Raw genomic sequence first — 21,066 nt, 5'->3', positions numbered from 1 at the left:
CCGGCCAGTTCCAAGCGCCTTTTCACCAACCCACCCCACCGCGGGGTGACTGAAAGGCCCACATGGAAATCTTCGACTACGACAACATCCTGCTGCTGCCGCGCAAATGCCGCGTGGAAAGCCGCAGCGAGTGCGACCCCTCCATCGAATTCGGCGGCCGGCGCTTCAAGCTGCCGGTGGTGCCGGCCAACATGAAGACGGTGCTGGACGAGTCCATCAGCGAATGGCTGGCCGCCAACGGCTACTTCTACGTGATGCACCGCTTCGACCTGGACAACGTGGCCTATGCGAAGCGCATGCGCGAGAAGGGACTGTTCGTCTCCATCAGCTCGGGCGTGAAAGCGCCGGACTACGAGGTGATCGACTGCCTGGCCGCCGACGGCGTGGGCGCCGACTACATCACCATCGACATCGCCCACGGCCATGCCGAGAGCGTGCGCCTGATGATCGAGCACATCAAGAAAAAGCTGCCGAAAGCCTTCGTGATCGCCGGCAACGTGGCCACACCCGAGGCCGTGATCGACCTGGAGAACTGGGGCGCCGATGCCACCAAGGTGGGCGTCGGCCCGGGCAAGGTCTGCATAACCAAGCTCAAGACGGGTTTTGGCACCGGTGGCTGGCAGCTGTCGGCGCTCAAGTGGTGCGCCCGCGTGGCGACCAAGCCCATCATCGCGGACGGCGGCATCCGCCACCACGGCGACATCGCCAAGAGCGTGCGCTTCGGCGCCACCATGGTGATGATCGGCTCGCTGTTCGCGGGCCACGAAGAATCACCGGGCCAGACGGTCGAGGTCGACGGCAAGCGCTACAAGGAGTACTACGGCTCGGCCAGCGACTTCAACAAGGGCGAGTACAAGCACGTCGAGGGCAAGCGCATCCTCGAGCCCATCAAGGGCCAGCTCGCCGACACGCTGCGCGAGATGCAGGAAGACGTGCAGAGTTCGATCAGCTACGCCGGCGGCACGCAGCTGACCGACCTCAAGAAGGTGAACTACGTGATCCTCGGCGGCGAGAACGCCGGCGAGCACCTGTTCATGTGAGCAGCTGGCGCGCGAGGTCATTCAGCCGGTGGCGCGGCTGGATCAGCGCTTCGAGCACGCTGAAGTGGTTCAAACCCGGCAGCAGCTCGCAGATCGGCACCACGGCCTCACCCCAGGTCTCGCGGATCAGGCAGGCCTGGCGCTGGAACTCGGCACTCTCGTCACCGCCGGCCACGCTCAGCAACACCCCTCGCTCCTCTTCGGTGTCGGGCGGCGCCTTGGGCAACCAGGCCGGGCTGGCCATGCGCACCTGTTCGGGCGTCAGGCGCAGCGAGTCCTTGAGGAACGGCGTGTGGCGCAGCGGCTCCAGGTCGAACACGCCGGAGATGGACAGCGCGTTGTAGACCAGGTCCTCGGGCAGATCAGGCGCAAAGCGCTCCCATTCACAGGCCAGCAGCATCGCAGCCAGGTGCCCGCCCGCCGAGTGGCCGACGATGGAGATGCGCCGCGGATCGCCGCCGTGCACCGCAATGTGGCGGTAGGTCCAGGCCAGCGCCTGCACCATCTGCATCGTGATCTCGGGAATCGTCACCGCCGGGCACAGCGCGTAGTTCGGGATCACCACACAGGCGCCCTGCTTCACGAAGGCCGGCGCCAGAAAGCTGTGGTCCGACTTGTCCAGGCTGCGCCAGTAGCCGCCGTGAATGAACACCAGCACCGGCGCCAGCGGGTCGCTGTCGCGGCGCTGCGCCGGGAACAGGTCCAACGTTTCGCCCGGCCCGTGCCCGTAGGCCAGGTCGGGCAGGCAGACCAGCTGCTCGCGTGCGGCTTTCGAGTCCCGTGCCCAGCGTTCGAAATACTGCGCGTGGTCCGGCACCAGGGCGCGGTTGTTGTACTGGGCGTCAAGCCAGGCCGGGTCGTTTGGGAGGGGCGTGTTCATGGCGGGAAATTGTGTCACGCGCGAGCGTCAGGCCCTTGACAGCCTCGAACGGGCTGGCTTGACGTATTCTGTATACAGTGTACAAAATACCTTGCCATGACCTCTCAGCTGCTGCGACTCGAAACCGCACCCGACCTGGTCGACCAGGTCTACCGCGCCCTGCTCGACGCCATCAGCGCCGGTGCGCTGGCGCCCGGGCAGCGGGTCACGCAGGAGGAACTGGCCGAGCGGCTGGCGGTGTCGCGCCAGCCCGTGATGCAGGCGCTGCGCCTGCTCAAGCGCGACGGTTTCGTGCAGGACGCGCCGCTGGCGGGCAACGCCGGCCGCAGCCGCGGCCTGCAGGTGACGCCGCTGGACCCGGCCTGGATCGCGCAGGTGTACGAGGTGCGGGGTGCGCTGGACACCCTGGCGGCCCGACTGGCCGCGGAGCGCCGTGCGCACATCGACCCGGCGCTGATCGAACAGGGCCGCCAGGCCGTGGACGCGGGCGACATCAAGGCCATGATCGACGCCGACCTGGCCTTCCACCGCGCGCTCTACCAAGCCTCGGCCAACCCGCTGATCGAGCAGAGCGCCCTGCTGCACTGGCACCACATCCGCCGCGCCATGGGCGAGGCCCTGCGGCACGACAGCCTGCGCGACCCGGTCTGGGACGAACACGCCGAGATCGCACTGGCGGTGGGTCAGGGCGACGTGGCACGCGCCGAGGCCCTCATGCGCGAACACAGCCACCAGGCCAGCCTCTACCTGGGCGCCCAGGCAGCACCCGCTGCCAGCGCGCAGACTCCGAACAACTCCGTGGTTCGTTGAACCACTTCATGCGGTTTCCGGGACACTCCCGGAAACCGCATTTTTTCTTCCCCCGAGTCCATGACCTCCGCTTCCACCACCCCTGCTCTGTCCATCGCCGTGCTGGGCATCGGCATGATGGGCTTCCCCATGGCCCGCCGCCTGTGCGAAGCCGGCCACCGCGTCACCGCCTGGAACCGCTCGCGCGCCAAGGCCGAGCGCCTGCAGCCTTTCGGCGCCCAGGTGTTCGACCGCCCGGCCGACGCGGTGGCGAACGCTGACATCGTGGTCTGCCTGCTCGAAGACGGCCGCGTGGTCGAAGACGTCTTGTTCGCCCAGGGCACGACCGACGGCCTGCGCCCGGGCAACCTGGTGATCGACATGTCGTCCATCCAGCCGCGCCAGGCGCGCGACCACGCGGCGCGCCTGGCCGCGCTGGGCGTCCACCACCTGGATGCGCCCGTCTCGGGTGGCACCGTCGGCGCCGAGGCCGGCAGCCTGGCGATCATGGCCGGTGGCAAACCCGCCGACTTCGAGCGCGCCCTGCCGGTTTTCGCCACGTTCGGCCGCGCCACCCACGTCGGGCCGCACGGCTCGGGGCAGCTGGCCAAGCTGGCGAACCAGATGATCGTCGGCATCACCATCGGCGCCGTGGCCGAAGCTCTGCTGCTGTGCGAGAAGGGCGGCGCCGACATGGGCAAGGTGAAGCAAGCCATCAGCGGCGGCTTTGCCGACAGCCGCATCCTGCAGGTGCACGGCCAGCGCATGGTCGACCGCGATTTCGCCAAGCGCGGCGCCATCTCAGTCCAACTCAAGGACATGCGCAACGCACTGACCACCGCCAGCGAAATCGGCTTCGATGCCCCCATCACCGGCCTGTTCGAGCAGCTGTTCGCCCAGGCCGCCGACCACGGCCTGGCCGACCTGGACCATTCGGCATTGTTCATGGAGCTCGCCAGCAGGAACGGGATGAACTGAATCAAGAGGGAAATTCCCCCCCTTATCTCCCCCTCCGCAGGCGCTGGCCTGCCGAGAATCTCCAGGGTATGCACCGCAATCCCGAGGAACCCCTGGCGTGAACCCGTCCACCCTGATCGGCATGGTGGCCAGCGTGGCGCTGATGGCCGTCATCCTGCTGTTCGGCTCCGACAAGCCGGGCAACTTCATCGACGCCCCCAGCATCGCCATCGTGCTCGGTGGCACGCTGGCGGCCACCTTCCTGAGCTACCCGCTGCGCGAGGTGCTGCGCGTGGTCCACCTGGTCTCCCAGGTAATGCGCGAGGAAAAGCTCAACACCAAACACGACATCGAGGAACTGGTCGGCCTCTCCAAACTCTGGGTGCAGGGCGACCTGCAGGCGGTGGAGAAGGCGCTGACCCATGTGACCAACCCCTTCCTACGCACCGGCGTGCAGCTGGTGATCGACCGCACGCCCGAGGAGGAAATCATCGACCTGCTGCAGTGGCGCATCGCACACCTGCGCCAGCGCGAAGCGGCCGAGGCACAGCTGTTCCGGGTCATGGCCAGCTACGCACCCGCTTTCGGCATGCTGGGCACGCTGCTGGGCCTGATCAACCTGATGGACCTGGTCGGCGGTGGTGACATGGGGGCCATCGGCTCGCAGCTGGCGATTGCCCTGGTCACCACCTTCTACGGCGTGCTGCTGGCCAACCTTGTGTTCAAGCCCATCGCGGTGAAGCTGGAGCGCCGCACCGAGCAGCGCCTGGTGCTGATGAACATGGTGCTTGAAGGCATCTCGATGATGTGTGTGGGCCGCAGCCCCTCGCTGATGCGCGAGACGCTCAAGGCCTTCGTGGCCCAGTACGACGACGAAATCTACGACCGCCGGGGCACCCCACGCCCGGCCACCCGCTGAACCATGGCCGCCACTTCGCAGACCGGACCCTCCCCTGCACGCCAGCCCCGCGTGTCCACGGCCGTCGGCCGCTACCGCCGCTGGCATGTGGATTCCCGCGTGGAGGTGGAAGAGGAAGGCTGGCTCATCACCTACCTGGATGTGATCACGCTGATCCTGGTGCTGATGGTGGTGCTGCTGGCTTTCGCGGGCCCCGGCAAGGACAAGGACAGCCAGCGGGCCGAAGACGGTGCGTCCGCGCATAGCAGCGGACCGGTGCCCGGAGCACCCTACCCCAGCGGCAGCATCGTGCCGCCCGCGGTACCGCCGACCTCGCCCGAAGCGTCTGCGGCGCCCGCCGCCGCGCTAACCCCGAAGACCCTCAACGGCCTGCCACTGGACCAGCTGGGCGCGGACGTGGAGATCGTCATGACGGACGATGCGGTGCGCTTTCGCATCAGTAGCGAGATCCTTTTCGAGTCAGGCGCGGCCAGCCTGGCCACCGGTGGTCTACCCGTGCTCGACCGCCTGATCCCCCTGCTCAACAGCGACCCGAACCTGCGCCTGGTGGTCGAAGGCCACACGGACAGCATCCCGATCCAGAACGAGCGCTTCCCTTCCAACTGGGAACTCTCCACCGGGCGCGCGGCCGCCGTGGCGCGCTATCTGATCGAACGGGGCGTGGCGCCGCAGCGCGTGCAGGCCAGCGGCTTCGCCGACACACGCCCCCTGGGCTCGCGCGACAACCCGGTCGACCGGGTGCACAACCGGCGCGTGGAGCTGACGATGGAGCGGACACCGTCATCCACCGACAAGGCGCGCTGAGGCCGCCCCGGTTTGATAAAATTTTGCTCGTTTGTGGGGACGTAGCTCAGCTGGGAGAGCGTCGCGTTCGCAATGCGAAGGTCGGGAGTTCGATCCTCCTCGTCTCCACCAATAAAATCAACCACTTACGCGAGATACTGGCAACCAGATCAACCGACGCAAGTGCAGTGCAAGTGCAAATCCAGACGGCCCCATGCGGGCCGTTTGTCTTTTGGGGTTCCCGTGAACCTGCCCACCACCCTCTCCAAACCCGCCTGGACATTCGACGAGTTGTGCGCAGTGTTGGGGCTGCCACCCGCCACGCTTGAGCTGATTGCACGGCAGGAGCCCGCACCGCCGTTCTTCTTGCTGGGGCGCAGGCGGTACATCCTGCAAGCCGATGCGCTGGAATGGCTACAAGACGTGCGCAACGCCCGCCCGTGGGTGCCCCGCAAAAACAACAGGCGGTAAGAAGGTTTCGCCTTCAAGAGCCGAGTTTGTTCTTGCGAGCCTCCCGACCGCTTCCTGAAACTTCAGTCATCGCAACACCACTGGAGTTCAACATGCAGCCCACCACCTACGCAGACCCGGCAGACGCCTTCCAAGCCGCGCTGGATTCGGGTCGCAGCAATCCAGGCATCGCAGCCACGTCAGACGGCACCTATGCGGCGTGCAGCCGCCACACGGCAACCAAAAACGGATGGGAGTGGCTTGGCCGTGTGTATGCCCAACCACCCAAAACGCGCAGCAAGAAAACCGTGCTGGGCGAGTGACCTCTACTTGAACGCCGAGTTGTACTCCTCCACGGCCTTGTTCGCCTGACACATCGCGTACTCCTGCGCCTCGTTCGCGTACTTCAAGGCAGCAGCTCGCGATTCCTCTGCGTATTCCTTCATCTGCCGCAGGTAGCTTTCTACGTCGTTCCGATACCCGTCAAGGTCAAAGCGCGAGCACGAATGCCTGCCACTGAACCGGTACCCGGAAAGGCAGTGCGGCACCGAGGGCTCAACGACAAACACAGACACACGCGGGGGTCTGGGTTCCATGCAGAAGGATTGAGCCACCCCGGAGGTGAGCACAAGTACAGATGCGAGCAGGTATTTCATGTTGTCGGCGTAACGGCAAGAGGTGCGTTTTTGATCATAGCCAGCCACACCGGCCGAGGCCTTGTTTTAGGGGGTGGTAATTGGTGCGATTTGCGCCGTTGGCACACACGGCGACAAACGGCCAAATGCACCCCTGTACCGCTACCTATCGCGGTGACACACAAGGAACCGCAATGGCCCCCAGCAACCCACCTATCACCGTTTCTGTTGACGACGCAGTGCAGCGCCTTGGGCTGTCGCGCATGACGATCTACAGGCTCATCCGTTCAGACCAACTCCGCACGTTGAAGGTGGGGCGCCGCCGCCTGATTCGCGTGACCGAGCTTGACCGCTTCGCCGCAGCCCGCGAGCGCGCCAGCAACTGAACCCACACGGACCAAACACCCCCGCGTGCCCACAGCGCCCGGGGGATTTTTTACGCCATGCCATCCCTCGTAATCCTGGAGCTGTCCGAGCACTTAGCTCATCTTTCTGTAGCAACACATTCAGAAATACCAATCGGTACGGTCCAGAAAGTTCCGGACCTTGCCAGCCACTGGACCCACACTGAATCGCAACAGCCGCCGCAGTGGTGGCTCCAACCGAAAGGACTTCAAGCCATGTCGCAACGCAAGACAGCGCTCGCCCAGCGCGCCCAACCCGCCGCCAATGAATCGTTCCTCACGTCTGCCCAAGTGGGCGCGATGCTAGGTGGCAGCACCAACGCCACGGCCCGGGAAATCATGAGCCGCGAAGGGGTGCCCGTGACCCTGCTGGGTGGGCGCTACTTCTACCCAAAGGCCGCCGTCCTGGCTGTCATCGAGCGCAACACCATCAAGCCCGTGAAGGGAGCCCGCGCATGAGCCGCTTCGCCGAATCGTTGCGCCAGCACTTCGAGGCGCGCACGGCTGGCCGCACGCCACCCCCACGGCTCAAGAACCCCGTGGTGTCGGGGCCGCACCGGCTGGGTGACAGTGGGTATTGCTTCACGGTTAAGCAGAGCCGTTCGATACCCGGCGCCGTGTCAGTGGTGTGGTCGCCGTCTGTGCCCCTTGCTGGCGTGCTGGATGCCCACATGGACGCATACACGCGGGTCATGGAACAAGTGCTGCCCGCCATCGCACAGAACATGCCTACTGGAGGTATCGAGTCATGGACGAAATGAAAATCCGCGTGGCCGTGGCGCAAGGAGGTGTGATGAACACGCGCCCAAAGACTGCGGAATACGCGTCGTTGGCCGCGTTCGTGCACGAGTGGGAAGAACCCACGCCGATCCCTGACAACAGCCCCGAATCCAAGAAGGGGTTGCCGTACTTTGTGGGCGGTGTCGTCAGCGGCAAACGGCACGACAGCAATGTGATTGAACGCACGATGCTGACGCTCGATATTGAAGCGCCCGCAGACGCGAAGAAGCAGCCACCACGGCCCCAAGTGGTTTCCGCCGCGTTGAAGGGGCAGGGAGTGGAGTTCTGGCTGTACACCACGGCCAGCCACGAAACGGCGAAGCCCCGGTATCGCATCGTTCTGCCGTTGGCAAAGCCATTGCCCGCCGATGCTGACACGCTGCGCACCGCCACGCTTGAGGCCGCCGCCCTTGCTGGTGTGGCCGACTGGTGCGCATCCGAATCGTGGGTGCTGTCGCAGCCCATGTTCCTGCCCGCGACGGTGGACGGTAAAGCCCCCAAGACGTGGCGCAACACGGGCACACGCTTTGCCCCGTCCGGCAAGCCCACCAAGGACGCGCCAGCAGACATCCCGGACGAGCACATTGACCCAGTGCTGCGCGCCCTGCAGCGGGCCGGGCTGTACCTGCGCGAGGATGCCGCGCACAAGGGCAAGCACTACATCACGTGTCCTTGGGACTCGGAACACGGCAAGCCCACCGCAGGCGACGGCACCAGCACGCAGACTGTCTACTACGAAGCCCACCACGACGGCAACCCGCGCCCCGCTGCGCACTGCCTGGACACGGCGCCCGATGAAGGCGGCAAACCGCACCTGACGTATCGCACGCTGGTGAACTGGCTGCGTGAAAACGGGCACCTTGCCGCGACTGAAGAGAACGCCGACACCGAGGCCGAACTGGAAGAACCGGAAACATTCTGGGACGGGACGGCTATCGGGCACATGCTCGACACGGACCCTACCCCGACAGAGTTCGCTATCCGTGGGCTTGCCCCGGTGGGCAAGGTCACCGTGTTGGCGGGGCCGGGCGGTGTGTCCAAGAGTTCGCTTGCGTTGCGTGTGCTGCTGGCCGCTGCAACCGGGAGTTCGTTTGGTCCCTTCACGGCGAACAAGCCGATGCGTTGCATGTACTTGTCCTACGAGGACGACGCACAGACGTTCCATAACCGTATCCATGCCATGTACGCGGCGCTTTCCAACAGCGTGGAGGGCATGCTCTACGACACGGCACTGGTCTACAAGAACCTGCGCATTGCACCTGTGGCGGATCAAGCCGCAAGCTGGACCCTGATGCAGAAGGACGGGAGGTTCGGCGCGGCACAAGCCACCGAGCGGCTGCGCTGGCTCACAAAGCTGCTGAAAGAACAGCGCGTGCGCTTGCTGGTGATTGACCCCGTGGCCTATGCGCACCACCTTGAAGAAAGCAGTCCAGGTGAAATTGCGCAGTTCATGCAAGCCATGGGGAGAGCCGCTGCCGAGGCCCGTTGCGCGATTTTGATGCTGCACCACATGCACAAGACGGCCCTCTGGGCTTCTCTTGAAGACATCCATCAGGGCTCGTTGCGGGGTGCGTCTTCCTTCGGTGACTACGCCCGTTCTGTTGCCGTGCTGGTGAGCATGCCCCAGAAGGACGCGCCTGCGTATGGCCTGCCTGCAACCCACGAAACGGTGGGCCGCTACGCAGTGTTCAAGCACGTCAAGCACAACTACTCGGAATCACTCGGGGTGCATGTCTTTGAGCGCAAGGGGCCGCTGCTGGTACCCACGGACATAGCCCAGCTTTCACCGCTTGAGGTGGCAGAAACCAAGGCGCAGCAGAAGCAGGAAGAACGTGAGCGAAAGCTGGACATGGCGACCCATGAGCTGCTGGAGTACTTGCACATGCAGCCGAACCACACCGCAAAGGCCAGCGCCGTGAGTGTGGACGTGTTCAGGAAGCACACCGACAGCCTCGGGGTCGTGGACTGGTGCATTGCGCAGGGCTACCTGACGGTGCCCGAGGTGAAAAACGGGCAGGCAAAGCCCTACACCTTGACACCGAAAGGGGTTGCCTTCGTGACGGGATAGGACCAACCAACCGCACCCACCGCAACCCACCGCAAAACCAACCGCGCGGCAGGTAAAAACCACCACCCCCCGCAACCCTACTTTTATGTAGGGTGCGGGCGGGCGGTAGGTAGGGGCAGCGGGGGGGGGAAGCCAGCAATCAAGAAAGGACACACCGCCATGCTCAACACACGGCACATCAACACAGCACGCAACGGGAATACCAATGCGGCGAAGCACCCAAAGCAATGGGCTATCTACCGGGCAACGGTGGACCTCTACCTGCTGCTGCATCGTGGCGCACTGCCACGGCAGGACGCACTGGAGCACATGAAGCAACACGGCCACGGGCACAACACCATCCACGCGGCTGCGGCGCTCATTGGCGTGCCGCTGAGTGCACCGGGCTATGTGGCCTTCTGGTCAATGCCTGATCCGGCGCCCCGCTTGCTTGATCTGCTTGAACACATCGAGCGCACAGACCGGCGGGTTGGGAAGCGCGCACGAAGCACACGGCGCGAACGGGACCGCGAACTGATGCGGCGCCTGCTAGGGAGGGGTGAGTCCAAAGTGCAAAAGATGCCATCTACGTAACCGCCTCTTCCCCTTTGCTTGCACAAAACGATTTGAAAAAACCGAAAGTTGATCCATGAACACGAACACCATCCCCGCCAACACCGCAGAAGCGGTGAACTCCCTGCTCCAAGCATCCGGCATCACGCTCGCCCGTTGGCTCGAAGGCCTCACGTCTGAACAAGTCCAACGGTTCGATGCACTGCTGGCCGCAGGCGGCACGCCGGGGGCCGATGTGCTGCTGGCCGCAAGCGGCCCGACCGTCACGCTGTACGTGCTGGACCCCCACGGCACACGGCACCCGTTGCTGTCGGCCACCACGCCCCCACCCACGGCGCACTGATACCAAAGCACTAGACCGCCCAGTGCCGGCACCCGCATGGGGGCTTTTTGTTGCCCAAAAGGGGAGCGCCGGGTCGGGAAATCAGGCCGTGGCTCGGTTTTTGGGGCCACCCCGAGCCCTACCCCTCACCCCACGGCCCAAAGGGCCCACACGGCCACCCCGCAAAGCGTCGGTATCGGCCCGTGTTGCGCCGTTTCCTTAGCGTGTGCGGCATGCACGGTGCTGCCTCGTTTGCGGGATGCCGATGGGGCGGGCCGGGCACAGTCGTTCAAGCACATTTCGCCGGGGGGAGCCTGTGTGGATGAAGCGGTACGGCGCCAAACCTCTTCACCTTCAAAGGAATCGAAATGCTTGCATCTGAAAAGGCGGAAGTCCGCCACCTCATGGAAGAAGTGCTCAAGGGCTTGAACTCCAACTTCTCCGAGTACACCGAGCGCACCTCGGAAAAGATGGCCGAGCTGGGCGACCGGCTGGTGTCGCTGGAGCAGAAGGGCCTCAAGGCGCCTGCCCACGGCAAGACCGGCGACAGCCTCAGTGACTACGTGCTCAAGTCGGACAACTTGAAGTCCATGCTGTCGGGCAACGGCAAGAGCTGCCGCATCGACCTGCCTGCGGGCATGCTGTCGGCCAGCAAAGCGGCCATCGTCACGGATGGGCAAGTGCTCAGCCCCGCTATGCGGGTGCCGGGCATCGTGGCCAATCCGATGCGCATGGCCCGCGTGCGTGACCTGCTGCCCGTGGGCACCACGGCGAACAACCTCGTGGAGTTCACGCGTGAAAACGTGTTCACGAACAATGCCGGTCCCCAGTACGCCAGCCCCGCAACGGAAAACGTGGTCAAGCCCGAATCGGGGATCACGTTCACGCTGGAGGAAGCCCCGGTGCGCACGCTGGCGCACTGGATTCCGGTCTCGAAGCAGGTGCTGGCCGACTCGCAGCAGATGGCCTCGTACCTGAACACCCGTCTGATGCACGGCCTCAAGGTCAAGGAAGACCTGCAAATCCTGTCCGGCGACGGCACGGGTGCAAACCTGAAAGGCATCCTCGCCACCGGGCAGCACGTTGCCGCGCCGACTTACGTCTCGGGTGACACCCGCCTGGACACCATCCTGCGCGTGTTCGCAGCACTGGCCGAGGACGAAATGCTGGCGGACGGTGTGCTGGTGCACCCGCAGGACTGGGCGACCATGCAGCTCACCAAGGACGACAACGGTCAGTACCTGCTGGGCAGTCCGGGCAGCGCAACAGTGCCCAACATCTGGGGTGTGCCGGTGGTCGCCAGCACGGCCATCGACGAGGGCGAGTTCTGCGTGGGCTCGTTCGCCATGGGTGCGCAGGTGTGGGACCGCGAGCAAGCCAGCATCCAGATCAGTTACGAGGACGGCAACAACTTCGTCAAGAACATGGCGACGGTGCTGTGCGAAGAGCGTCTGGCGCTCACCGTGTACCGGCCCAAGGCGTTCCGCGTGGGCAGCTTCTAAGCGCTGGGGGCGGCTGACGTCCGTCCATTGCCCGGTGTAGCGCCGTCCGGGTTCCCCCAGCAGCTACGGTGCAGCCAGCGTCACATGCAGGTGATGCCTCACCCTCGGGACTACGCCGGGGCTGGCGCAAACGGTAGGCAAAGAGGCCCCGTGCTGTCCCCCCGGCACGGGGTCTTGATGTTTCTACAGAGTCGACAGATGCCGTCCGTCGGATTCCTTCCATTCAGAAGACAAAAGATGGAAGGAAAGATTAGAATCCAGACATGCACGAAAATCCACCCAGCGGAAACACCTCTAAAGCGGCCCTTGAGAGCTTTCTTGAGACGCAGATTCTCTTCGGTGAAGCCAACCCAAACACAGTCGGCTCGTGGCGCGCTGCTGTGCGAAAAATTCTTGCGGATGTAGCGCCAGACGCTGACGTGAGCAGTATCAACGTCGATGCACTCACAAGTAGCATCCAAAACAGCCCGAGCAATGCGCTTCGGCAGGATTCTTTGCGAGTGTACGGACAGCGGGCAAAGATCGCAATCCAAGAATTTCTTGCCTACACAAAGAATCCGGATGGGTACAAGCTTTCAACACAACGAACGAAAGTGGAGACGATCCCCATCTCGCAGGTATCTATGCCTTTCCCAACACGGAAAAGGACACGGCTTCTACACGACCCAGAGTCGCCCCGTGATACCCCATCACCCAGCCCACAACAGAACATGCAGCCAAGCGAATCAGCATTGGATATCCCGTTCCCACTGCGCCCGGATTTTCTTGCTCAGGTAAAGATTCCTCGCGACCTCAGCAAACAGGAAGCGGAACGCCTTTGCGCATTCATCAAAGCACTGGCGCAAGAACAATGAACACTAGAAATGGCGAAGGCCGGATGCGTCAACACCCGGCCCTCAGTGTGCAAGTTGGTCTTGGACAGACTACCGAGCTTGTCGGTTTGAACAAGCGGAAAGGACTGGTGATGAAGAAGACCATCTCAAGAACTTAACCGCTGAGCGGGATGCACGTCCCGCTTGGCATTTTAAAACACACGGGGGCTTTGTGCTCCCGTTGTTGTTTCTGCGGTACTGCAGTGCGTCTGTCGCCTAGTCTCTGAAGTCTTCCGATGCGTCGGGCCTGTCTGGGATGGCTGGCGGTTCTGCCGCATCGTGTGCGTCATCCTGCTGCTCGCGCTCCAGCCGGACGCGCAACGGAGTCCTCTTGACTACCTTCTTACCGTAGGTGCGTTCCACGCGGTCGTCCACCTTCTGGTTCTTCTTGCCTTTCCCAACCCACCAGTTGTCGTACAGGGTGTCGGGATTTACGCCGAGTTCGGCCGCTACCAACTCGGCGACCTTGGCATCTGACAAGTCCAGACGCTGGTTCCGCAGCTCCAGCATGCGACGCACGGCTCGTGCCTCCAGTTCCTTGCCGCCGGGTGGCTTGCCTGCCGTGGCGCGCTTAAGCCCCAACACCTTGCCGGGGTCTGCACCGTCCTGCAGGGCCTGCAATGCGGTCGCCAGCACGTCCAACGCGTCGGGTGCGGGGGGTTGCCCTGCCCTGCCCGCTACAACCACCTGCGCCAGCGCCTGTACGACCTTGCTTGCCGCTGCCGCCTTGCGCCGTTTGTCCTGCTCGGTGGTCATTTCCAGCCCCCCATGGCAATCTTCTCGACGGCTGCAGCCTTGTGCTCCGGCGCGAGGTGGGCATAGCGCAGCGTCATCTTGATATCAGCATGGCCCAACAGTTCACGCACCGTGTTCAGGTCCACGCCACCCATAACCAAACGGCTGGCGAAGTCGTGGCGCAGATCGTGCCAACGGAAGCCCTCGATCTTGGCGTCTTCCAGCAACCCGGCCCATGCCTTCTTCACGTTGTCAAACGGTTTGCCTTCCACCTTGCCGGGGAACACCAGCCCCGCATCACGTTCTGTTATCTCTTGCCACGTCTCCAGCGCTTCTATGGCCGTGGTGTTCAGCGGTATGTGGCGCGTCTTGCCGCTCTTGGCGACCTTGCCCCGCACGGTGAGGATGCGGCGGTCCAAGTCAACATCCTCCCAGCGCAGCTCAAACGCTTCGCCCTGTCGCATGCCCGTATGCATGGACAGCAGCACCAACGGCGTCAGGTGGTCCGCAAACACTCCCATCGTGGGCAGTGTGGCCCGTGCGCGCTTGCTGCGCCAATGGTTCGCGCTGGCCCGTTTGGTGCGCATGGTGGCATCCCGGGCCTTGAGTGCGTCCAGAAGGCGCCGCTGCTCCGCATCGGACAGAAACCGTACCTGCTCGTTCGAGAGCTTCATGGGTTTGACCTTGTGCACGGGGTTTGCCTCCAGCGCACCCCACTCAACGGCCTTGCTCAGCACGGCACTGAGCGCGGCAAGGTCACGGTTCACGGTTCCATCGGAAAGCCCAGCATTCAGCCGTGTGGTGCGGTGCTTTTCAAGCGCTGGCACTGTGATTTCCTCAAGCCGCTGGGCGCAGAACTTGGGGCCGAACACGGACTTCACGCGCCTCCCGGTGGACTCGCCGGTCTTGTGGTGGGCTTTGGCCCATGGGGTGTAGTGCTTGTCTAGGAAGTCGTCCAGGCTGTCGGCCTTGTGCTTGTCGCGGATGAATGCGTCAGGGTCCACCAGCACGCGCCGTGCACGGTCCTCGGCTTGGGCTAGAGTGAGCGTGCGGGCGTTGCCCAGCTTGTGCCGTTTGCCGCGCGCCACCTGCACCCAGAAGGTTTGTGTGCCGGACGCCTCCACACGGAGCAGCAAGCCGGGGGAACGGTCGGAGCCCAGCTCATAGGGCTTGTCCTCGGGTTGTGCGCTTTTCAAGCTGCTGGCCGTGAGTCTCGGGCGCGGGGTGTTACGCATGCCGTTGTTCCATCAAACGCAAGTGCAGTGCAAGTGCAAATGATAGTGTCTGGGGGTGTCCTGCGATATACCGCCGTATATCAATCCCCTTAAAGATCAATCACTTACGCGATAAATCAACAACTTGCCGGGAGACAAAAAGGCATTCGCAATGCGAAGGTCGGGAGTTCGATCCTCCTCGTCTCCACCACAAGACCCCGCCGGATCGTCCCAGAACCATCCGGACTTCCAAGAGCCCTCAGGCACCCAGGCCTCCGGGCTTTTTTCTTGCCCGTTCGAAACCGCACCGGGACGCAGCACACACCTGAGCGCCCACTCAGGGTTTTCCCGTTATCGCCTAGTCCTATAGAGGACTAGAGTTCAAAGTCATGAACAACACACTTCGACTGATCACGTCCTCCGAACCGGGGGTCAGCCGCTACGCCACGCTGGCGCAGGCGCTGCGGGCGCGTGTGGTGGCGGGCGAGTGGTCGCCAGGCTCGGCCCTGCCCGCCGAAAGCCAGCTGGCCAAGGAACACGGCGTGGCCTTGGGTACCATGCGCCGCGCGCTGGAGCTGCTGGTGGAGCAAGGTTTCATCGAACGCATCCACGGCCGCGGCACCTTCGTGCGCCAGGGGCTGGCCGGTGCGTCCATGCTGCGCTTCTTCCGGTTCGACAGCGGCACCGGCGAGGTGCCCGCCTCCCGCATCCTGCAGCGCAGCCGCGTGAACGCACCGGTCTCTGTCTCGCGCGCGCTGGGCATCGGCGCCGGGGAACCGGTGCTGCGCATCCACCGCCTGCGCCTCATGGGTGATCAGCCCCGGCTGTTCGAAGAACTCTGGCTGCCGCTGGACCTGTTCGCACCGCTGGCCGACGACGACCTGACCACCTGGGACGATCTGCTCTACCCCATGTTCGCGCGCAAGGTGCAGGTGCACATCCACCGCGCGCTGGACGACATCGGCTTCGGGCAGCTCAGCGCTGCACAGGCCCGCCACCTGGGCCTGCCGGCCGGCCACCCCTGCGCGCAGGTGCAGCGCTCGGCCTACGACCTCTCGGGCCGCTGCGTCGAGCTGCGGACCACGCGCGGCGACGCCCAAGCCTTCCACTACTCCGTCCACATCACCTGAAGGAACCCCCATGGCCCACCCGAACACGCTCTCCCAGGGCTGGATGCCCTCGCGCCGCCACCTGATCGCCTCGGCCGGCGCGGCTCTGGCCACGCCCTGGATCGGTGCCCACGCGCAAGGCAAAGTCGCCGGCGGCAAGCCGATCACGCTGGTCGTCTCCTACCCGCCCGGCGGCGGCGCCGACCTCATGGCCCGCACCATCGCGCCCAAGCTCGAAGCCGCTCTGGGCCAGACCGTGGTGGTGGAAAACAAGGCCGGCGCCAGCGGCCAGCTGGCTGCCGGCCATGTGGCTCGCGCCACACCCGACGGCAGCGTGCTGCTGCTGGACGCCTCGTCCTTCGCGGTCAACCCTTCGCTCTTCCCCAAGCTGCCGTACGACAGCGCCACGGCGTTCACGCCGCTGGCCGTGCTGGCCACCTTCCCCAACGTGCTGGTGTGCACACCCAGCTTCGAAGCCCAAAGCGTGAAGGACGTGATCCGCCTGGCCAAGGCCAAGCCGCTCAACTACGCCTCGTCCGGCAACGGCTCGGCCCAGCACCTGGCCGGAGCCCTGTTTGAGCAGCGCGCGGGTGTGGACCTGACCCACGTGGCCTACCGCGGCGGCGGTCCGGCCATGAACGATGTGATGGGCGGCCAGGTGCCGCTGTTCTTCGCCAACGTCGCGTCGTCGCTGGGTCACATCAAGGCGGGCAAGCTGCGTCCGCTGGCCGTGACCAGCCGGCTGCGCGCCCGCTCGCTGCCGAACGTGCCCACCATGGCCGAGGCCGGCGTCAGCGGCTACGAGGTGCTGGAGTGGAACCCCATCCTGGCGCCCGCCGGGCTGCCGGCGGATGCGAAGGCCGCCCTGGTGGCGGGTATCCGCAAGGCGCTGGACGACGCCGAGGTGCTGGGCCGCATTCGCCAGCTGGGCGGCGACGTATTCGCCGACACCAGCCAGCAGAGCGCCGGCAATTTCATTGCGGCCCAGCAGGCGCTGTGGGCCAAGGTGATCAAGGAACGCAACATCACCACCGGATGAGCCCGCACACGAACCCCGTCCCGCCGGGCTGGGACTGCCATATACACGTGTTCACCCCCACCCACCCGGCGCAGGCCGGGCACTACCGGCCGGTGCTGCGCGACCTGGGCGAGATCGAACAGGCCGCGGCGCCGCTGGGCGTGGGCCACCTTGTGCTGGTGCAGCCCAGCGTCTACGGCACCGACAACACGCTGATCATGCGCTCGCTTGCGCGCCGGCCTGGCCGCCACCGCGGCGTGGTCGTGGTGGACACAGCGGTGACCGACGCCGAGCTCGACAACATGCACCGTCTGGGAGTGCGCGGCGTGCGCTTCAACCTGGTCTCGCCCGTGGGCAACGGACCCGAGGCCTTTCGCGCGCTCGCGCCGCGGCTGGCGGCGCGCGGCTGGCATGTGCAGTGGTACGCGCGGCATGACCAGCTCGCCACCATCGCCGATTTACACGAGGGCAGTGGCCTCGCCGCCGTGCTCGACCACCTGGCCGGCCTGCACGTGGGCATCGGCACCGAAGACCCCGCCTGGGCCGCCCTGCAGCGCCTGGCCAACCAGGGCGCCTGGGTCAAGCTCTCGGGCTGGTACCGGCTGCAGGCCAGCGCACCGTACGACGTGCTGCATGCCCACATCCGCCACGTGGCGCAGACGATGGGCGAACGCCTGGTCTGGGGGTCCGACTGGCCACACACCGCGTTTCCACCCGAAGCACTGCCACCCTATTCCAGCGTCTGGCAACCGGTGGTACAGGCGCTGGGCGAAACGCGCGCCGCCGCCGTGCGCGCGGCTGGTGCCTTGCTCTACGCCTGAGCACAGGAGAGACTCGCGCCATGCGCATCCTGCTCGCCGAAGACGAAACCGAACTGGGCACCTGGCTGGTCAAGGCCCTGGGCCAGAACGACTTCCAGGTCGACTGGGTGAACGACGGCCGCCTGGTGCGCCGCAGCCTCAAAGCCACGAAGTACGACGCGCTCATCCTCGACCTGGGCCTGCCCGGCCTGGGCGGGCACGACGTGCTGTCCGACCTGCGCGAGGCGGACGAGCGCCTGCCGGTGCTCATCCTCACCGCGCGCGATTCGCTCATGGAACGGGTCAACTGCCTGCACGGCGGGGCCGACGACTTCCTGGCCAAACCCTTCGACATGGCTGAACTCGAAGCGCGGCTGGTCGCGCTGATCCGCCGTTCGCGCGGGCAGGAGCACCCGCGCTTTGCCTGCGGGCCGCTGAGCTACGACAGCGTGGCCAAACAGTTCCGCCTGCAGCACGAGGTGCTGAGCCTCACGCCGCGCGAGCACGCGGTGCTGCGCGCCCTCATCCAGCATCCGGGTGAGCCGCTGTCCAAGCGCGAGCTGCTGGAGCGTGTGTTCTCCGACGAGCAGGACGTGAGCCCCGAGGCCATCGAGGTGCTGATCCACCGCCTGCGCAAGCGGCTGGAAGCCTCGCCGGTGCGCATCGCCACCCTGCGCGGGCTGGGCTATCAGCTCGAAAGCACGCCGTGACGGCGCTCGGGTGGGCCCGCGCCAGCGTGCGCCGCTTCCTGCTGGTGCTTCTGCTGCCGGGCCTGGGCGTGGTGATCGCGGGCGAGCTCTGGCTGGGCTGGCGCACCGCCAGCGACGCTGCCGACGCGGCCTACGACCGCTCCCTGCTGGGCGCGGTCAAGTCCATCGATTCGAGCATCTCCACCGCCAGCGGCGGCATCGGTGTGGAGCTGCCCTACCGCATGCTCGAGTTCTTCGAACTCACCGCACAAGGTCAGGTGTTCTACCGCGTGGCCACCGAAGACGGCCTGGTCGAGATCGGCAGCGCCGACCTGCCCGCCCCACCCCGGCCGCTGAAGACCGGCCAACCCCAGTTCCACGAGAGCGACTACCTTGGCCAGGCGGTGCGCGTGGGCAGCTACGCGCGCGAACTGAACCCGCCGTTGGCCGGGCACAGCGGGCCGCAACGCGTGGTGATCCAGGTGGCCGAGACGCTGGAAGCGCGCAATGACTTTCGGCGTGCGCTGGTGCTGCAGTCGCTGGCGCGCGACATCCTGCTGATGCTGGTCGCCACCGGGCTGCTGGCGCTGGCCATCGCCTGGGCCATGCGCCCGCTGGACCGCTTGCGACAAGAGGTGGATGCGCGCGACCCACAGGACCTCACCCCCGTGGACGACACCGGCGCACCGGCCGAGGTGCGGCCGCTGGTGCAGGCCATCAACCACCACATCGACCGCCACCGCGAGCAGACCGAGGCACGCCGCCGCTTCATCGACGACGCCTCGCACCAGTTGCGCACGCCGCTGACCACACTCGCCACCCAGGTCGCCTACGCGCAGCGCGAGGCCGACCCGGCCGCGCAGCGCCAGGTGCTGGAGACCATCCGCGAGCAGCTGGACGAAACCATCCGCCAGACCAACCAGATGCTGTCGCTGGCCCGCGCCGACAGCGCGCCGCCGCAACGCCAGCCCTTCGACGCGGTGGCACTTGCCGAGGCCCTGGTGCGCCAGTGGTGGGGCCCCGCGCGCGAACAGGGCGTGGACCTGGGCCTGGACGCGCCCGACGGCCCGCTGCCGCTCAGTGGCGAGGCCGACCTGCTGCGCGAAGCGCTGGCGAACCTGCTGCACAACGCCATCCGCCACGGCGGCGCCGGCTGCCACGTGACGCTGGTGGTGCGCGGGCAAGCGGATGTCGCGGTGCGGCTGGCGGTGGTGGACGACGGCCCGGGCCTGCCGCCCGACGAGATGGCACGCGCCGGAGAACGCTTCTTCCGTGGCCGGGGCGGCGCCCTGCCCGGCTCCGGCCTGGGCCTGGCCATCGTGCGCACGGTGGCTCAGCGGCACGGCGGGCAGATGGCGGTGAGCGCGGGGCCCGAGGGCCGCGGGCTGGCCGTCACGATCACACTGCCCGCCGCGCGGGCGTCCGAGACCTCCCCGGGTTAACCCGGTGTTTTGGGCCGGTTTCCTGAAAGCGCGCTGAAAGTGCCCGGTTTCTACAGTGACCTCACCGCAGCGCCTGTGCTGCGTGGCTTTACCCCACCCGAGGAGACACCGTCATGAACTTCGCCTTCAAACTCGCCGCCGCTGCCGTCGCGGCCTCTGCCCTGACCGCCTTCGCCAACCCGCTCGACAAAACCGAGTGCATCGCGCCGGCCAAACCCGGTGGCGGTTTCGACCTGACCTGCAAACTCGTGCAGAGCGCGCTGCAGGAGGGCAAGTTCATCGCCGACCCGATGCGCGTGACCTACATGCCCGGCGGCATCGGCGCCGTGGCCTACAACACCGTCATTGCCCAGAAGCCCGACGCGGCCAACGCCATCGTCGCGTTCTCCGGCGGCTCGCTGCTGAACCTGGCCCAGGGCAAGTTCGGCCGCTACACCGAGAACGACGTGCGCTGGCTCGCCGCCATCGGCACCGACTACGGCGCGGTGGTGGTGGCCGAGAACTCGCCCTTCAAGACCCTCAAGGACGTGATGGCCGCCATGAAGGCCGACCCGACCAAGGTGGTGCTGGGCGCGGGTGGCACCGTGGGCAGCCAGGACTGGATGAAGGCCGCCCTCGTGGCCCGCGCCGGGGGCGTCAACCCCAAGACCATGCGCTACGTGGCCTTTGAAGGTGGCGGCGAGGCGCTGACCGCGCTGCAGGGCGGCCACATCCACGTGTTCACCGGCGACGCCGCCGAAGCCGGACAGCAGATCAAGGCCGGCGCCAAGGTGCGCATCCTGGCGGTGATGAACGACAAGCGCCTGCCCGGCGACATGGCCAACATCCCCACCGCGACCGAACAGGGCTTTGACGTGGACTGGCCCATCGTGCGCGGCTTCTACGTGGGCCCCAAGGTCAGCGACGCCGACTACAAGGTCTGGGTCGACACCTTCAACAAGCTGATGGCCACGCCCGCCTACGACAAGCTGCGCAACGAACGCGGCCTGTTCCCCATGGCCCTGACTGGCGCGCCGCTGGACGCCTACGTCAAGAAGCAGGTGGCCGGCTACCGCAAGCTGGCCGAAGAGTTCGGCCTGAACGTCGTCCCGGCCAAGTGACGCCCG

At 65.7% G+C, this 21,066-nt stretch carries 25 protein-coding genes and 1 tRNA gene; 22 read left to right on the top strand and 4 right to left on the bottom strand.

The annotated features are described in order from the left end of the window. The first annotated feature begins 62 nt into the window (after positions 1-62). Positions 63-1,040 carry a GMP reductase gene (locus tag ACFOPI_RS07445; protein WP_382172561.1) on the top strand — a complete coding sequence of 326 codons (978 nt, stop codon included), beginning with the start codon at positions 63-65 and terminating at the stop codon, positions 1,038-1,040. On the opposite strand, the gene ACFOPI_RS07440 is transcribed toward ACFOPI_RS07445, so the two are convergent. Beyond that, positions 1,033-1,920 (bottom strand): alpha/beta hydrolase, encoded by an 888-nt coding sequence (locus ACFOPI_RS07440; protein ID WP_382172559.1) that lies wholly within the window; start codon positions 1,918-1,920, stop codon positions 1,033-1,035. The genes ACFOPI_RS07445 and ACFOPI_RS07440 overlap by 8 nt on opposite strands. A gap of 96 nt (positions 1,921-2,016) precedes the next feature. On the opposite strand from ACFOPI_RS07440, the gene ACFOPI_RS07435 reads away from it, so the two are divergent. From ACFOPI_RS07435 to ACFOPI_RS07405, 7 genes are all read left to right on the top strand, one after another. After that, positions 2,017-2,730 (top strand): GntR family transcriptional regulator, encoded by a 714-nt coding sequence (locus ACFOPI_RS07435; protein ID WP_382172557.1) that lies wholly within the window; start codon positions 2,017-2,019, stop codon positions 2,728-2,730. Positions 2,731-2,790: 60 nt separating this feature from the next. Then, the gene (locus ACFOPI_RS07430) at positions 2,791-3,687 is read left to right on the top strand and encodes an NAD(P)-dependent oxidoreductase (protein ID WP_382172555.1); all 897 of its coding nucleotides are present in this window, start codon (positions 2,791-2,793) and stop codon (positions 3,685-3,687) included. Positions 3,688-3,784: 97 nt separating this feature from the next. After that, entirely contained in the window at positions 3,785-4,585 is an 801-nt protein-coding gene (locus ACFOPI_RS07425; RefSeq protein ID WP_382172553.1) for a motility protein A, read from the top strand. A gap of 3 nt (positions 4,586-4,588) precedes the next feature. Continuing rightward, positions 4,589-5,389: an OmpA/MotB family protein gene (locus ACFOPI_RS07420; protein ID WP_382172551.1), complete on the top strand. Its 801-nt coding sequence runs from the start codon at positions 4,589-4,591 to the stop codon at positions 5,387-5,389. A 35-nt stretch (positions 5,390-5,424) separates the two neighbouring features. Continuing rightward, positions 5,425-5,500 (top strand) — tRNA-Ala (locus ACFOPI_RS07415). Between the two features lie 111 nt (positions 5,501-5,611). Continuing rightward, complete coding sequence (locus ACFOPI_RS07410; RefSeq protein WP_382172549.1) at positions 5,612-5,839, top strand: hypothetical protein; 228 nt, start codon at positions 5,612-5,614, stop codon at positions 5,837-5,839. Positions 5,840-5,931: 92 nt separating this feature from the next. Further along, positions 5,932-6,141, top strand: coding sequence for a hypothetical protein (locus tag ACFOPI_RS07405; protein ID WP_382172547.1), 210 nt, complete (start codon positions 5,932-5,934; stop codon positions 6,139-6,141). Between the two features lie 3 nt (positions 6,142-6,144). Here the strand turns inward: ACFOPI_RS07405 and ACFOPI_RS07400 are convergent, their stop codons facing one another. Then, entirely contained in the window at positions 6,145-6,474 is a 330-nt protein-coding gene (locus ACFOPI_RS07400) for a hypothetical protein (RefSeq protein WP_382172545.1), read from the bottom strand. Between the two features lie 173 nt (positions 6,475-6,647). Here ACFOPI_RS07400 and ACFOPI_RS07395 point away from each other — a divergent pair, with 173 nt between their 5' ends. The 8 genes from ACFOPI_RS07395 to ACFOPI_RS07360 all read left to right on the top strand — a co-directional run bounded on the left by ACFOPI_RS07395 (position 6,648) and on the right by ACFOPI_RS07360 (position 12,935). Further along, the gene (locus ACFOPI_RS07395; protein WP_382172544.1) at positions 6,648-6,839 is read left to right on the top strand and encodes a helix-turn-helix domain-containing protein; all 192 of its coding nucleotides are present in this window, start codon (positions 6,648-6,650) and stop codon (positions 6,837-6,839) included. A 234-nt stretch (positions 6,840-7,073) separates the two neighbouring features. After that, a complete protein-coding gene (locus tag ACFOPI_RS07390) occupies positions 7,074-7,316 on the top strand; it encodes a hypothetical protein (RefSeq protein WP_382172542.1) in 243 nt (80 codons plus the stop codon). Continuing rightward, the gene (locus ACFOPI_RS07385) at positions 7,313-7,618 is read left to right on the top strand and encodes a hypothetical protein (RefSeq protein ID WP_382172540.1); all 306 of its coding nucleotides are present in this window, start codon (positions 7,313-7,315) and stop codon (positions 7,616-7,618) included. Before ACFOPI_RS07390 ends, ACFOPI_RS07385 begins: the two co-directional genes overlap by 4 nt. After that, on the top strand, positions 7,606-9,705 hold the full coding sequence (locus ACFOPI_RS07380) for an AAA family ATPase (protein ID WP_382172539.1): 2,100 nt from the start codon (positions 7,606-7,608) through the stop codon (positions 9,703-9,705). Before ACFOPI_RS07385 ends, ACFOPI_RS07380 begins: the two co-directional genes overlap by 13 nt. Before the next feature lie 159 nt (positions 9,706-9,864). Next, positions 9,865-10,278, top strand: coding sequence for a hypothetical protein (locus ACFOPI_RS07375; protein ID WP_382172537.1), 414 nt, complete (start codon positions 9,865-9,867; stop codon positions 10,276-10,278). A 55-nt stretch (positions 10,279-10,333) separates the two neighbouring features. After that, a complete protein-coding gene (locus tag ACFOPI_RS07370; RefSeq protein WP_382172535.1) occupies positions 10,334-10,600 on the top strand; it encodes a hypothetical protein in 267 nt (88 codons plus the stop codon). A 347-nt stretch (positions 10,601-10,947) separates the two neighbouring features. Then, on the top strand, positions 10,948-12,081 hold the full coding sequence (locus ACFOPI_RS07365; protein WP_382172534.1) for a phage major capsid protein: 1,134 nt from the start codon (positions 10,948-10,950) through the stop codon (positions 12,079-12,081). Between the two features lie 263 nt (positions 12,082-12,344). Further along, positions 12,345-12,935, top strand: a complete 591-nt coding sequence (locus tag ACFOPI_RS07360) for a hypothetical protein (RefSeq protein WP_382172532.1) — start codon at positions 12,345-12,347, stop codon at positions 12,933-12,935. A gap of 234 nt (positions 12,936-13,169) precedes the next feature. On the opposite strand, the gene ACFOPI_RS07355 is transcribed toward ACFOPI_RS07360, so the two are convergent. Together ACFOPI_RS07355 and ACFOPI_RS07350 are read right to left on the bottom strand one after the other, a co-directional pair. Next, positions 13,170-13,709 (bottom strand): hypothetical protein, encoded by a 540-nt coding sequence (locus tag ACFOPI_RS07355; RefSeq protein ID WP_382172530.1) that lies wholly within the window; start codon positions 13,707-13,709, stop codon positions 13,170-13,172. Further along, the gene (locus tag ACFOPI_RS07350) at positions 13,706-14,923 is read right to left on the bottom strand and encodes a phage integrase (protein WP_382172529.1); all 1,218 of its coding nucleotides are present in this window, start codon (positions 14,921-14,923) and stop codon (positions 13,706-13,708) included. Before ACFOPI_RS07350 ends, ACFOPI_RS07355 begins: the two co-directional genes overlap by 4 nt. 368 nt (positions 14,924-15,291) lie before the next feature. On the opposite strand from ACFOPI_RS07350, the gene ACFOPI_RS07345 reads away from it, so the two are divergent. The 6 genes from ACFOPI_RS07345 (at position 15,292) to ACFOPI_RS07320 (ending at position 21,060) form a co-directional block, all read left to right on the top strand. After that, positions 15,292-16,032, top strand: a complete 741-nt coding sequence (locus ACFOPI_RS07345; RefSeq protein WP_382172527.1) for a GntR family transcriptional regulator — start codon at positions 15,292-15,294, stop codon at positions 16,030-16,032. A 10-nt stretch (positions 16,033-16,042) separates the two neighbouring features. Beyond that, positions 16,043-17,050, top strand: coding sequence for a tripartite tricarboxylate transporter substrate binding protein (locus ACFOPI_RS07340; RefSeq protein ID WP_382172526.1), 1,008 nt, complete (start codon positions 16,043-16,045; stop codon positions 17,048-17,050). Next, positions 17,047-17,850, top strand: coding sequence for an amidohydrolase family protein (locus ACFOPI_RS07335; RefSeq protein ID WP_382172524.1), 804 nt, complete (start codon positions 17,047-17,049; stop codon positions 17,848-17,850). The genes ACFOPI_RS07340 and ACFOPI_RS07335 overlap by 4 nt, the downstream gene beginning before the upstream one ends. Before the next feature lie 20 nt (positions 17,851-17,870). After that, a complete protein-coding gene (locus ACFOPI_RS07330) occupies positions 17,871-18,539 on the top strand; it encodes a response regulator (protein ID WP_382172522.1) in 669 nt (222 codons plus the stop codon). Continuing rightward, positions 18,536-19,960, top strand: a complete 1,425-nt coding sequence (locus ACFOPI_RS07325; RefSeq protein ID WP_382172520.1) for a sensor histidine kinase — start codon at positions 18,536-18,538, stop codon at positions 19,958-19,960. Before ACFOPI_RS07330 ends, ACFOPI_RS07325 begins: the two co-directional genes overlap by 4 nt. A 113-nt stretch (positions 19,961-20,073) precedes the next feature. Then, complete coding sequence (locus tag ACFOPI_RS07320) at positions 20,074-21,060, top strand: tripartite tricarboxylate transporter substrate binding protein (protein ID WP_382172518.1); 987 nt, start codon at positions 20,074-20,076, stop codon at positions 21,058-21,060. Positions 21,061-21,066 lie beyond the last annotated feature (6 nt).

Source organism: Hydrogenophaga luteola, assembly GCF_042648585.1.
GTDB lineage: Bacteria > Pseudomonadota > Gammaproteobacteria > Burkholderiales > Burkholderiaceae_C > Hydrogenophaga > Hydrogenophaga luteola.
The sequence above is the reverse complement of the archived record's forward strand: the minus strand, read 5'-3'. Positions and strand labels throughout refer to the sequence as shown.

Excerpts from the sequence above, each read along its gene's own strand:
- ACFOPI_RS07445 (WP_382172561.1), top strand. The coding sequence starts at position 63 with ATGGAAATCTTCGACTACGACAACATCCTGCTGCTGCCGCGCAAATGC.
- ACFOPI_RS07440 (WP_382172559.1), bottom strand. The coding sequence starts at position 1,920 with ATGAACACGCCCCTCCCAAACGACCCGGCCTGGCTTGACGCCCAGTAC.
- ACFOPI_RS07435 (WP_382172557.1), top strand. The coding sequence starts at position 2,017 with ATGACCTCTCAGCTGCTGCGACTCGAAACCGCACCCGACCTGGTCGAC.
- ACFOPI_RS07430 (WP_382172555.1), top strand. The coding sequence starts at position 2,791 with ATGACCTCCGCTTCCACCACCCCTGCTCTGTCCATCGCCGTGCTGGGC.
- ACFOPI_RS07420 (WP_382172551.1), top strand. The coding sequence starts at position 4,589 with ATGGCCGCCACTTCGCAGACCGGACCCTCCCCTGCACGCCAGCCCCGC.
- ACFOPI_RS07405 (WP_382172547.1), top strand. The coding sequence starts at position 5,932 with ATGCAGCCCACCACCTACGCAGACCCGGCAGACGCCTTCCAAGCCGCG.
- ACFOPI_RS07400 (WP_382172545.1), bottom strand. The coding sequence starts at position 6,474 with ATGAAATACCTGCTCGCATCTGTACTTGTGCTCACCTCCGGGGTGGCT.
- ACFOPI_RS07395 (WP_382172544.1), top strand. The coding sequence starts at position 6,648 with ATGGCCCCCAGCAACCCACCTATCACCGTTTCTGTTGACGACGCAGTG.
- ACFOPI_RS07390 (WP_382172542.1), top strand. The coding sequence starts at position 7,074 with ATGTCGCAACGCAAGACAGCGCTCGCCCAGCGCGCCCAACCCGCCGCC.
- ACFOPI_RS07385 (WP_382172540.1), top strand. The coding sequence starts at position 7,313 with ATGAGCCGCTTCGCCGAATCGTTGCGCCAGCACTTCGAGGCGCGCACG.
- ACFOPI_RS07380 (WP_382172539.1), top strand. The coding sequence starts at position 7,606 with ATGGACGAAATGAAAATCCGCGTGGCCGTGGCGCAAGGAGGTGTGATG.
- ACFOPI_RS07375 (WP_382172537.1), top strand. The coding sequence starts at position 9,865 with ATGCTCAACACACGGCACATCAACACAGCACGCAACGGGAATACCAAT.
- ACFOPI_RS07370 (WP_382172535.1), top strand. The coding sequence starts at position 10,334 with ATGAACACGAACACCATCCCCGCCAACACCGCAGAAGCGGTGAACTCC.
- ACFOPI_RS07365 (WP_382172534.1), top strand. The coding sequence starts at position 10,948 with ATGCTTGCATCTGAAAAGGCGGAAGTCCGCCACCTCATGGAAGAAGTG.
- ACFOPI_RS07360 (WP_382172532.1), top strand. The coding sequence starts at position 12,345 with ATGCACGAAAATCCACCCAGCGGAAACACCTCTAAAGCGGCCCTTGAG.
- ACFOPI_RS07355 (WP_382172530.1), bottom strand. The coding sequence starts at position 13,709 with ATGACCACCGAGCAGGACAAACGGCGCAAGGCGGCAGCGGCAAGCAAG.
- ACFOPI_RS07350 (WP_382172529.1), bottom strand. The coding sequence starts at position 14,923 with ATGCGTAACACCCCGCGCCCGAGACTCACGGCCAGCAGCTTGAAAAGC.
- ACFOPI_RS07345 (WP_382172527.1), top strand. The coding sequence starts at position 15,292 with ATGAACAACACACTTCGACTGATCACGTCCTCCGAACCGGGGGTCAGC.
- ACFOPI_RS07340 (WP_382172526.1), top strand. The coding sequence starts at position 16,043 with ATGGCCCACCCGAACACGCTCTCCCAGGGCTGGATGCCCTCGCGCCGC.
- ACFOPI_RS07335 (WP_382172524.1), top strand. The coding sequence starts at position 17,047 with ATGAGCCCGCACACGAACCCCGTCCCGCCGGGCTGGGACTGCCATATA.
- ACFOPI_RS07330 (WP_382172522.1), top strand. The coding sequence starts at position 17,871 with ATGCGCATCCTGCTCGCCGAAGACGAAACCGAACTGGGCACCTGGCTG.
- ACFOPI_RS07320 (WP_382172518.1), top strand. The coding sequence starts at position 20,074 with ATGAACTTCGCCTTCAAACTCGCCGCCGCTGCCGTCGCGGCCTCTGCC.